Raw genomic sequence first — 12429 nt, 5'->3', positions numbered from 1 at the left:
AAGATTGTAATGTAAAACCCGTTCGCCGCGGCGAACACGCCCTATTTAGGAACACAATTAAATATAATACATATGAAATTTTTTATTGACACAGCTAATTTAGCTCAAATTAAAGAAGCACAAGCTTTAGGTGTTTTAGACGGGGTTACTACTAATCCATCATTGATGGCAAAAGAAGGAATTACTGGAAAAAATAACATTTTGAAACATTACGTTGACATTTGTAATCTTGTTGAAGGTGATGTTAGTGCCGAAGTTAATGCTTTGGATTACGACGGAATGATTAAAGAAGGTGAAGAATTGGCTGATTTACACGAGCAAATCGTAGTTAAATTGCCAATGACGAAAGAAGGTGTTATGGCTGCGAAATATTTCTCGGATAAAGGAATTAAAACAAACGTAACTTTAGTATTCTCTGCTGGACAAGCTTTATTGGCTGCTAAAGCTGGAGCAACTTATGTTTCTCCTTTTATTGGTCGTTTGGATGACGTTTCTACAGATGGTTTAGCGCTTATAGAAGAGATTAGATTGATTTATGATAACTATGGTTATGAAACTGAAATCTTAGCTGCTTCTGTACGTCATACTATGCATATTGTAAATTGTGCAAAAATTGGTGCTGATGTTATGACTGGACCTCTTTCTGCAATTTATGGTTTATTAAAACACCCATTAACAGATATCGGATTGGCACAGTTTGTTGCTGATTTTGAAAAAGGAAATAAGTAATTTTTCTTAAAAATTATTTTAAAACGCCATGTTTGTCAAAAACATGGCGTTTTTTTTATATTTTTATGTATCTCAAAATTAACTATCTACATATGAAAAAGCTACTAATTGCATTTGCGTTTACAATAGTTGGATTGTCGGTTACTGCGCAAGCTAAAGTAATAAAAGGAATTAATGATGCTGGTGACGTGGCTACATTTGAACTGGATTGTTCAAAAAGCTTTCAGGTTCTTGATAAAGGATTGCGTTATACAATTGTACGACATGAGTTTAAAGGTGCGGAAATGAAAAACAGCTACCGTGTTATGTTGGTTATGGATGGTTTTTATACTACAACATTAAATAATTCGATGACAATTTCGGCAGTATTTGGTGATGGAAGTATTGTTAAAACTCAAAAAATTATTGAAGATGATGGTTATTTTGATGGTGCTTGTACCTTGAAGCTAAAAGAACCGAGAAAGCTTTTGGATTTGGATATAAAGCAAATTATAGTGCATGCTAATAAAGATGTGGTGTATACTATTCCTGAAAAGAATAAGGTGATTTTTAAAAAGAATTTGGAGAATATCCTTAATGCTAAATGATTATATTATTATGAGGTATGCTGTTTAATCGCAATGGACGCAAAGATTTAAATCGATGGCAGGTAAATTAACCGTAAAGGGTGCAAAGTCGAAAACCACAAAGTCCGCAAAGCTTGATTGTTAAGTTTTGCGGACTTTGTGGTTAAATCTAACTCCTAATGAAAGTTATAAAGCATAAAAAAGTCCCATTTTGCAATGGGACTTTTTCTATTTTAATACGGTGGGTTTTTAATGACCTCCTCCTCCGCTTTGAGTATGATTAATTCCTTGTCTCTTTAGTATTTTAGGACAATAATAACCGTAGAATCCTAAATACGCAAAACCAAGTAACGGAACGATATAAGAAAAGTGTGTCCATGTAATACCAAATATACCATTTGGACTAGTAAGGTCGATATCGCAAATACTTCCTTGAATCAAAGGAATTACTCCTCCTCCTAGAATCATCATGATTAAGAATGAAGATGCTTTTCCGGTGTTTTTACCTAAACCTGCAATAGCTAAATCAAATATAGATGGCCACATGATAGATAAGAATAAACCTCCAGAGATAAAGAAGAATTTAGCAATTGATGGATCTGGACAAACTAATCCGGCAACCATCATTAATAAACCTGAAATTCCGAAAAGCATTAAAGTTTTCCCAGCATTTTTACCACCTACAAAACTTACTGCTATGAATAATAAAATCCAGATTGGGTAAATGTAGAATGAAGAAACGTCATGTGCTGCAAAAATATTAGCTCCAATAATTACTCCAAAGGCGATAGCTGGAACAATGAATTTTAAGGCTGTATTTACTAACGTAGAAGTGTTGAAAACGTTTACTCCACCATTCCAACGTCCGATCATTAAACTTCCCCAATAAAGAGCGATAAATGGGGCGATAGCATCTTCTAGAATATTACCAAATTCGGCAGTATGTAGTAAAGCTGGTAAATTACTAATAATTGTTACCTCTGTTCCTACGTATATAAAGATTCCTAACATTCCCAAATATAGTTGTGGGTAGTCTGAAATATTGAATTTTTCGTGTGCTACTTTAACTACTTCTTCCTCTTCTTTTGCAGGATCTTCAATTTTAGAGAAGTTCATGAAAATGGCTACTACAATAAAAGCAAGACCAAGAATGATGAAAGGTAGTTTGATGTCTTCTAATGAAAGAGAAGTATTTTTATTATCTCCCATTCCGAATAAAGCGATCCCTAATAAAATAGCTCCAATTGTTGTTCCGAAAGAGTTGATACCTCCTGCTAAAGTTAAACGGTGAGCTCCTGTTTGTGGGCTTCCCATTTTAATAGCTAAAGGATTGGCTACAATTTGTTGAATCGAAAATCCTAAACCTACAGTAAATAAAGCGGTTAAGAAGAAAGGGAAGCTTTCCATAGTTGCAGCGGGAACAAATAGAAACGAACCTACAGCAGAAAGAATTAAACCAGCAGAAAGTGTTTTTTTGTATCCAAATTTTTGCAGTACATCCATTTTTAAAGATACTAAGAAGAAAATCATAGATCCTACGAAGTAAGCTGCATAAAATGCCCAAGCAACTAATTGTGATTGTACTTGAGATAAAGTGAAAACTTTTTTGAATACTGGAATTAGGATGTCATTGGCAGATCCAACAAAGCCCCAAAAAAAGAAAACTATTATCAAGGAGATAAATTGTCCCCATTTTGTTTGTACATTTTCTGAACTCATAATGTTATAAGGTTAATTTTATTTGTTTTTATTTGTTTTTTGATGAGCGTAAATATATTTGTAAACTCGTTTAAAAAAAAATAAAACAGAACAAATAATGTTAAATTTATACCAACGGCATGATTTATTCAACAAAGTGTTATTTTTTAGAGAGGCAAAATCGATGATTTTGAGGAGGTTATTCTAGTATTTTACTTTTTACATCTTTGCTATAATTCCTACCTATTGGTAAAGTGAAAGATTGGATTTGTATGCGATTTCCTTCAATAGATTTAACTTTATTCACTGCTATTAAGTAAGATTTGTGAATACGCATAAATCTATCGGCCGGCAACTCGTCTGATAATGCGGTTAATGACTTATGTGTAATGTACGTTTTATCAAGTGTTACTACCTTGATATATTCTTTCATTCCTTCTACAAATAAAATTTCATCGATATTTATCTTGATCATTTTCTTATCTACTTTGATAAAAAGATGAGGCTCGACACGATGATTTTCGACTTTGATATTGTTCTTTAAATTGAACTCTGTCGTAATTTTATTGATACATTTTATAAATCGAGGAAGGGGGATAGGTTTTACTAAATAATCTAAAACTTCAAGATCATAACTTTCGGCTGCAAATTCTCTAAAAGCGGTAGTAATGATAACCTTGGTTTTGTTTTCTATTAAACTAATGAGTTCAAAGCCAGTCATCATGGGCATGTTAATGTCCAGGAAAACGGCATCTACACTGTTGTTGTTTATAAAGTCCAGTGCTTCTAGCGCATTAACAAATGTACCGGTAATTTCAAAATCGGTAAAATTTGTAAAGTAGTTTTGTAGAACTTTGATTGCTAATGGTTCATCATCAATCAATACGCATTTAATTTTCATTATTAATAGGTATTTGCAAGCGAATTATGTAGTAATTAAATTTAGTTTTATATTCTAAATTGTAATTATTCTTATAAATTAGTTTTAATCTCTTTTGGGTATTGACTAAGCCAATTCCTCTTTTTGTCTTAAAATTCTGTGAATGTACAAAATTATTTAATACTTCAAAATCGAGTGTTTTGTTATCAATGATTTTGCAGTTTACTTTTATTTTTAAATTTGGGTTATTAAGTCCGCCATGTTTAAAGGCGTTTTCTATTAAGGAGATGAAGATTAAAGGCGGTACCTCGACATCGTCTATATCTGACTCTAAATTAATACTAACTTCTACATTTTGAAATCGTAGTTTTTCTATCTCAATATAGTTATGAATATAGTCTATTTCCTGAATTAATTTAACAGATTTTGTTCCTTTTATGTCATATAAAACATATTCCATTAATTTGGAAAGCTTGATAATCACATCTGGAACTTTGTCTGAAGATTCCAGTGATAATGCATATAGATTATTTAGGGTGTTAAAGAAAAAATGAGGTTGAATCTGATTTTCAAGATATTTTAATTTAATCTTAAACTGATTTTCTCTCAAGGATCGGTTTCTTTCCCTTTCTCGTAACCAAGTTAGTGTTAGATAAACAGATGATGCCATTGCTAATACGTATAATTCACCAATACATACAGCAACGATATGATTTATCTCGAATGGTTTGTATTCGCGATTTGCCTCTGGCCAAATGTTTTGGGATATTAAGTAATAGGTAAGTGCGGTTTTTACTAAATAAATTACAAATAAGCTCGCTATAAGGCTAAAAGTATAGGTGATGTATTTAGATTTTAAAACGTACCGTGGTACTAAAACAAATAGGTTAAAATATACTAATGGTATATGTAATGAGAATTCAATAAGATTCGATTTAAATGAATATTGATAGTTATTGAAGTAAGCTCCCCATCTTAAGAAATTCAATATAAAATAGACTCCCCAAAACCAAAGATGATTTTGAAGTTTAATATCGAATTTCATTTTACTGATTCTATTCAATTAGTAGGAGGTTTTGGTTGGGTTAGGTAATTAGTAAAATATTATTTTGCAACTTTAATCAATTAGTTAATGAAAACACAATTTTTTTGAATAAAAATTTGAAAAATATCTTAAAACATGAAATATTTAGTCTAGACAACGTTTTCGTAAAATGCATAATTGATTGTTTCCTAGATTTACTGGCTTATTTGCTCATTTTTATTTTTAAACGTGTAATAATTTGTTAAAAAACCCATATTACTTACTTAAGTTTAGTTTAAAACTTAAAATATTGAATAATTTGCATGTATAAAACGTTTTCGTTTAGCATATTATAGATTGTTTAATGTCGTTTGTTTATGGTTTTTTGTTGTTGGTATAAAATATTTTTTTTAACAATTCTTTAAGAATAATTTTATCCCATAACTAACAAAAATTTTATAAACATGAAAAAAATTTTCTTAATCTTTATGATTGCTTTTACGGTGCAGGTTTCGCTTGCTCAGGTAAAAAATGTCAAAGGTGTGATTACAGATTCTGATGGATTGCCGTTGCCAGGAGCTTCAGTTGCAGTTCAAGGAGGACAAAAAGGTACAGTTACCGATTTTGATGGTGTATTTTCTATTGAGGCTCAAAAAGGGCAAACTTTAGTTTTTAGCTATGTAGGATTGGAAACGCAAAATGTTGTTGTTGGAGATGCTGCCACTGTTAACGTAAAGTTAAAGAACGCTGCTTCGAATGCATTGAATGAAGTTGTTGTAACCTCATTGGGTATCAAGAAATCTAGAAAGTCTTTAACTTATGCTGCACAAGAGGTAAAGGGTGAAGAAATGACTCGTGTGAAAGATGCGAATCTTATTAATAGTTTATCAGGAAAAGTATCAGGTTTAGTTGTGGGTAGAAGTGCTTCTGGTTCTGGAGGTTCTGTAAAAGTAACTATTCGTGGTAATTCATCAATCTCAAACAACCAACCATTGTATGTTGTTGATGGAATTCCATTGTTAAACTCTTCAACCGCACAAGGGAATCAAGTTTTTGGAGATAAAGCAGGAGGTAATAGAGATGGTGGTGATGCTGTATCTATGATGAATCCTGAGGATATCGAATCTATGACAGTATTAAAAGGAGCATCTGCTGCCGCTTTATATGGCAGTCAGGGAGCTAATGGAGTTATTCTTGTAACTACTAAAAGAGGTAAAGTGGGAACTGTTACTGCAAATTATACTTCAAGCCTTTTTGTTGATAATGTAATTTCATTACCAGAATTTCAAACAACTTATGGAGCAAATGCAGGTGCAACAAAAACTTGGGGAGCTGCGAAAGATTCTCCAGAGCATGTAGATAATTTTTTCAATACGGGGATGACTTTTATAAACTCAGTTGGAATTAATAGTGGAAATGAAAAAGCGACTACAAGTCTTACTTATGCAAACACTAATATTGCTGGGGTTATGCCAACAAATGAATTGAAGAAAAATAATATTGGTATTCGTCAAAGTGTAAAAATATTTGAAGATAAATTAACTGTAGATGCTGCTTTCTCTTTTGCAGATCAAAAAATCACAAACAAACCAACGAATGCGTTATATTATAATCCTTTAACAGGGGTATATTTATTTCCAAGAGGAAATGATTTTAATGATTACAAGAATAATTATGAAGTATTTGATCCTGTTAGAAACTTAAATACTCAAAGATGGGTAAGTGGAACAAGTGATATAATTCAAAATCCATATTGGATTCAGAATAGAAACGTATCTACAGATATCAACCAATCTTTTATAGGTTCTATCGCATTAACTTTTAAAGCGAATGAGTGGTTGAGTTTTAAAACCAGAGGTGGTTATAATAAAATGTATAGTAAGTATGATAAAAAAGTTTTTGCTGGTACAAATGCAGTTTTAGCAGCAAGCACAGGTAGATATATTTTATCAAACAGTGAAAGTTCTCAATTATACGGAGATTTTATCGGTACAGTAAATACAAAATTTAATAGTGATTTCAGTTTTAATGCTATTTTAGGAGCGAGTATCACTAAATCAACAGTTAATAATACTGTAACTAATGACTCGGGTGTAAAAGGTTTGATAAATGCAAACTGGTTTAATATCAATAACTTTGTAGCAACTTCAGGAAATAGCCAATCTATTGGAGCAGAAAAAGATGTACAATCTTTATTTGGTAGTGCTACTTTTGGTTATAAGGATATGCTTTTCTTGGATGTTACAGGAAGAAATGACTGGTCATCTACATTAGTTAACACAGAAAATTTAGGATTCTTTTATCCATCTGTTGGTCTTACTGCTATTGTAAGCCAAATGGTTAAACTTCCAGAAGCTATAAGTTACGGAAAAGTGAGAGCTTCTTTTGCTCAGGTAGGTAATGATGTTACTCCTTTTTTAACTTCTCCATCAAATACAATTTCTTTTGGAAATGTAGTGAGCCCTATAACTGGTCCTAGACCTGGAACTTCTTTGAAACCAGAAAAACAAAATTCATTTGAAATTGGTACAGAGTGGAGATTTGTAAATAACAGATTTGGAATTGATTTTACGTATTATCAAAACGAAACAAAAAATCAATTGGTAACGATTCCTGCTCCATTAACTAACCCTTTTGGGTATACTAATTATGCTTTTAATGCAGGTAGTATCGAAAATAAAGGTTTTGAAATTACTGTATCTGCAAAAGCAATCGTTACCGATAAGTTTTCTTGGGATATAGGTCTTAATTATGCATCAAATAAAAATTTAGTTAAATCTTTGGGTGAAGAAATTAAAGCTAATGGAGTTCTTTTAACAGATGGGGATCCAAATAGTTATAGATATCGTTTGGTAGAAGGGAAACCATTTGGAATTATCGAAGGAAAAAATATTTTAAGAAATGATCAAGGGCAAATTATGCTTGATGATAGTGGGAATATTCAAAAAACAGATTGGCAAGAAATGGGAACTTCTAATCCTGATTTTATGTTAGGGTTTTCTAATACATTTAAATATGAGAAGTTTTTCTTAAATGTACTTATCGATGGAAGATTTGGAGGAAATGTAATGAGTTTGACTGAAGCAATGCTAGATAATTATGGTGTTTCTCAAAAGACAGGTGAACAAAGACAAGCTGGTGGAGTTGCTATAAATGCAGTAAATGCAGATGGTACTAAATTTCAAGGATTATATAGTACTGAAAAATATTATAATGTAGTGGGAGATAGAAGTGGAGCTACAGGAGAATATATGTACAAAGCTACAAATGTTAGGTTAGGAGAGCTTTCATTAGGATATACTTTTGATTTTAGTAAAGAAACTATCTTTAAAACGGTGAATCTTTCTCTTGTTGGGAAAAACTTGTTTTTCTTTTACAAAGATGCTCCTTTTGATCCAAACGTAACTTTAAGTACTGGTGAAGGATTACAAGGTATAGATATATTTGGTGCTCCATCTACAAGAAGCATAGGTGTGAACTTGAATTTAACATTTTAAGAATGTTTTCTTATAAAGGATAAAACCTTTTAATTTATGATGTTTTAATTGTTGTTATTGAACAAAAAACAATTAATTAACCTTAATAGGCTTAATCATAGGTTAATAAAAATAATTTAATTAACAATAAAATTTTACAAATGAAAAATAAATTATTAATTTTTAGTGCAGTCTTAGCCTTTGCTTTTGGAGGTTGTACAAGTAATTTTGAAGATGTCAATTCTAATGACACTGCTTTTACTGATAAGCAATTGGAGCAAGACTTTAATAATATAAAGGCGCCTATTAAGGCAATGCAAAGAGGTATGTACATATTGGTTGAAGATGATTGGAAAGGAGATATTCAGTTTAACCTAAATGCAGATATTTTTGCGGGTTATATGGGGACACCACACAATTTTGAAGGGAATAATAATAATTCAACTTATGTTCTTTTGGATGGATGGAACAATGCCGCATGGGAACAAGCTTACAGAAGAGAAATGGTGAATGCTCTTACAGTTAAGAGATTAGTAGAGCAAAAAGGTCCTAGATATTATGCGTGGTCTTTAATTTTAAAGGTATATGCAATGCATAAAATTACAGATTATCACGGACCAATAGTGTATTCTGCTTTTGGATCTGAGGCTGCAACAGTTCCTTATGATTCTCAGAAAGTAGTTTATGATCAATTTTTTACAGAGTTAAAAACGGCAGTTGATATATTAACACCGTTGGCTACTGCAGATTTAAAAAGTACTTTTTTCGTAGATGCAAAAGATGCAACTGATGGTACAACTGCAAAAGGAGTAGTTGTAAAATGGATTAAATTTGCTAATTCACTACGTCTTCGTTTAGCAATGAGAATTTCAAATGTTGACCCAATAAAAGCAAAGGCAGAAGCAGAAGCAGCTATTGCGGGATTTGGTGTTATTGATTTAAATGCTGACAATATATTTTATTTGGCAGACCATCCAGTTAATACTTATACTAATGAGTGGGCAGATATTAATGTGGGAGCTGCAATTGCGTCAATTATGAATGGTTATAATGATCCAAGAAGAGAGCAATATTTTAGCCCAGCTGTTAGTAGCGGTAATTATCAAGCTATTAGATTGGGAAGTCTTGTTGATGATGATTACAGATTTGCAAAAGCGGATCAATTCTCAAAAGTAGGAAGTATTGTGACTAACGGACAAATACCATGGTTTACAGCAACGGAATCTCATTTCTTAAAAGCTGAAGGGGCTTTAAAAGGATGGAATATGGGGGGGACTCCTCAGTCTTTTTATGAGTCAGGTATTACTACTTCTTTTGCACAAAATGGTTCAGGTAGTGCAGATACTTATATTAATGATGATGTATTAGTAGCAGCTAATTTTACAGACCCTTTAAATGCCGCTAATAATATTACTGGACAAAACCTTGTTACTGTTAAATGGTCAGACGCTGCGTCTAATGAAGTTAAACTTCAAAAAATTCAAACTCAAAAATGGCTAGCTATTTTTCCTGATGGTCAAGAGGCATGGGCTGAAACTAGAAGAACAGGTTATCCAAAACTATTCTTACCAACAAATAATTTCTCTTCAGGTAAAATTCCAGCTGGAACTTTTATAAGAAGATTAAACTTTCCAGTTCAGGAAAAAGCCTCTAATCCAGTAGGATATGCTCAAGGAGTTCAAGAACTTGGTGGTGTAGATACAGGAGGAACTAGACTTTGGTGGGATACAGGAGTTAATAAATTCTAATCAAAACAAAAACAAATTTTTAAAAAAGAGTGTAAAGGGCATAAGTAGTGAAAATTACTTATGCCTTTTTTAAACACGCATGTCTTTATAATAAATAGTATAAAAAAATATAAAATGAAAAGTGCTATAGAAATTAAACCTGACATTAGCTATAAGAGTGCTGGTAAGTTTGAAGAGACACGATTTGAGAAAATCCACAATGAAATCTTCAGGAACTCTACCGAGGCATCGATAATTGTTGCGCAGGAAATTGCTCAATTAATTAGATCTAAACAAGAAAAAAACAAATCTTGTGTACTAGGTTTAGCCACAGGTTCTTCACCTATAAAAGTATATGAAGAATTAGTTAGAATGCACAAAGAAGAAGGATTAAGTTTTAGCAATGTTGTAACTTTTAATTTGGATGAATACTATCCGATGACAAGGGAAAACAATCAGAGTTATCACCATTTCATGCATCAACACCTTTTTAACCACATCGATATCAATCCGGATAATGTTAATATTCCAGATGGTACCGTTGCAATCGAAGAGTTAAATCAATATTGTATTGATTATGAAATGAATATTAAAAATGCTGGCGGACTCGATTTCCAATTATTAGGAATTGGTCGTACCGGACACGTAGGATTTAACGAACCAGGTTCACACATAAATTCAGGAACACGTATCATTACTTTAGATCATATAACGAGAGTAGATGCTTCTTCCGATTTTAACGGAATTGATAATGTGCCAAAAAGGGCCATTACAATGGGAGTATCTACAATTCTCAGATCTAAAAGAATTGTACTAATGGCTTGGGGACAAAACAAAGCCGATATCATCAAGAGAACTATTCAGGGAGATATCAGTTCAGAAGTTCCTGCAACCTTTTTGCAAAATCATGGCAATGCAACATTTGTTCTGGACCAATCGGCAGCATCCGAACTAACCCGTTTTAAAACACCATGGTTGGTAGGAGAATGTATTTGGAATCAGGAATTAAAAAGCAAAGCGATTGTTTGGCTATGCCAAAAAACAAAACAATCTATTTTAAAATTAACCGACAGAGATTATAACAATAACGGAATGTCCGATTTATTGGCTCAGGAAGGTTCAGCTTACGATCTGAACATTAATATGTTCAATGTATTGCAACACACCATTACAGGATGGCCAGGAGGAAAACCAAACACCGACGATTCACACCGTCCGGAAAGAGCCAATCCAGCCAAGAAAAGAATTATCCTTTTTAGTCCACACCCAGATGATGATGTGATTTCTATGGGAGGAACATTCTCAAAACTAATAAAACAAGGGCATGATGTACATGTAGTATATCAGACCTCAGGAAATATTGCCGTTACCGATGATGAGGCATTAAAATTTGCAGAAGTAAGTAATGATTTTATAACAGATGCCGATACCAAAATAAACTTTAAATCAGTAATAGAGTTTTTGAACAATAAATCAGAGAATCAGATTGATTCGTTAGAAGTTCGCAAACTAAAAGGATTAATAAGAAGAAGAGAATCTTATGCCGCTACACGATATATTGGATTAAAAGATAGCAATACCCATTTCCTGGATCTGCCATTTTATGAAACAGGACAAATCAAGAAAAATCCGTTAGGTCCAGAAGATATTGCAATTGTAAAGGACATTATCGAACAAATAAAACCACATCAAGTGTTTGCAGCAGGAGATCTAGCAGATCCACATGGCACGCACGAAGTATGTCTGAATGCCATATTTGCGGCAATGAAAGAATTAAAACCAAAACCATTCATGGATGATTGTTGGTTATGGTTGTACCGAGGCGCTTGGCACGAATGGGATATTCATGAAATAGACATGGCAGTACCATTAAGCCCATCGGAAGTATTGTTAAAACGTCACGCTATTTTATACCACCAATCACAAAAAGATAGAGTAATGTTTCAAGGAAACGACTCTAGAGAGTTTTGGGTAAGAGCTGAAGATCGTAATAAAAATACAGCGATTTTATATGATGATTTAGGACTTGCCGAATACGAAGCAATCGAAGCCTTTAAACGTTTTGATTATTAAATGATTACACGAGTTAGAATAATTTAAGTTACAAAATTCAGAGTAATACCTTGGTGAAAAAGAGGTTCAATTAGGTTTTATTCTGAGTTTTGATGTTAAAAGAAAATATTGAATGTCAGTTAAATATGTTTTAATAGAGTATTAGATTAATAATTGTCTAAGACTTGATTGCAATTGAATGAGAGTTAATCTCGTAAGAACTCCTTATTTTATTGATTCTGTTATAATTAGAAAGGAATTTTAAAATGTAAAAAGA

General features: G+C 32.5%; 8 protein-coding genes. 5 read left to right on the top strand and 3 right to left on the bottom strand.

What is annotated here, in order from left to right; genetic code table 11:
• Window positions 1–72: 72 nt before the first annotated feature.
• Complete coding sequence (fsa, locus tag SHI72_RS16710; protein WP_039112761.1) at window positions 73–729, top strand: fructose-6-phosphate aldolase; 657 nt, start codon at window positions 73–75, stop codon at window positions 727–729.
• A gap of 92 nt (window positions 730–821) precedes the next feature.
• Window positions 822–1316, top strand: a complete 495-nt coding sequence (locus SHI72_RS16705) for a hypothetical protein (protein WP_039112760.1) — start codon at window positions 822–824, stop codon at window positions 1314–1316.
• A 228-nt stretch (window positions 1317–1544) separates the two neighbouring features.
• Here the strand turns inward: SHI72_RS16705 and SHI72_RS16700 are convergent, their stop codons facing one another.
• From SHI72_RS16700 to SHI72_RS16690, 3 genes are all read right to left on the bottom strand, one after another.
• The gene (locus SHI72_RS16700) at window positions 1545–3014 is read right to left on the bottom strand and encodes an MFS transporter (protein WP_323490747.1); all 1470 of its coding nucleotides are present in this window, start codon (window positions 3012–3014) and stop codon (window positions 1545–1547) included.
• Between the two features lie 178 nt (window positions 3015–3192).
• Window positions 3193–3894 carry a LytR/AlgR family response regulator transcription factor gene (locus SHI72_RS16695; RefSeq protein WP_039112758.1) on the bottom strand — a complete coding sequence of 234 codons (702 nt, stop codon included), beginning with the start codon at window positions 3892–3894 and terminating at the stop codon, window positions 3193–3195.
• Window positions 3884–4918: a sensor histidine kinase gene (locus tag SHI72_RS16690; RefSeq protein WP_240474703.1), complete on the bottom strand. Its 1035-nt coding sequence runs from the start codon at window positions 4916–4918 to the stop codon at window positions 3884–3886. The genes SHI72_RS16695 and SHI72_RS16690 overlap by 11 nt, the downstream gene beginning before the upstream one ends.
• A gap of 443 nt (window positions 4919–5361) precedes the next feature.
• Between SHI72_RS16690 and SHI72_RS16685 the strand changes: the two genes are divergently transcribed.
• The 3 genes from SHI72_RS16685 to nagB all read left to right on the top strand — a co-directional run bounded on the left by SHI72_RS16685 (window position 5362) and on the right by nagB (window position 12173).
• Window positions 5362–8394, top strand: coding sequence for a SusC/RagA family TonB-linked outer membrane protein (locus SHI72_RS16685; protein ID WP_323490746.1), 3033 nt, complete (start codon window positions 5362–5364; stop codon window positions 8392–8394).
• A 140-nt stretch (window positions 8395–8534) separates the two neighbouring features.
• On the top strand, window positions 8535–10121 hold the full coding sequence (locus tag SHI72_RS16680; protein ID WP_052259410.1) for a RagB/SusD family nutrient uptake outer membrane protein: 1587 nt from the start codon (window positions 8535–8537) through the stop codon (window positions 10119–10121).
• Window positions 10122–10235: 114 nt separating this feature from the next.
• On the top strand, window positions 10236–12173 hold the full coding sequence (nagB, locus tag SHI72_RS16675) for a glucosamine-6-phosphate deaminase (protein WP_323490745.1): 1938 nt from the start codon (window positions 10236–10238) through the stop codon (window positions 12171–12173).
• The last annotated feature ends 256 nt before the right edge of the window (window positions 12174–12429 follow it).

Origin of the sequence: Flavobacterium sp. PL02 (assembly GCF_035013205.1) — a bacterium.
Classification (GTDB): Bacteria; Bacteroidota; Bacteroidia; order Flavobacteriales; family Flavobacteriaceae; genus Flavobacterium.
Note: the sequence above shows the minus strand (reverse complement) of the source record. Positions and strands in the feature narration are given on the sequence as shown.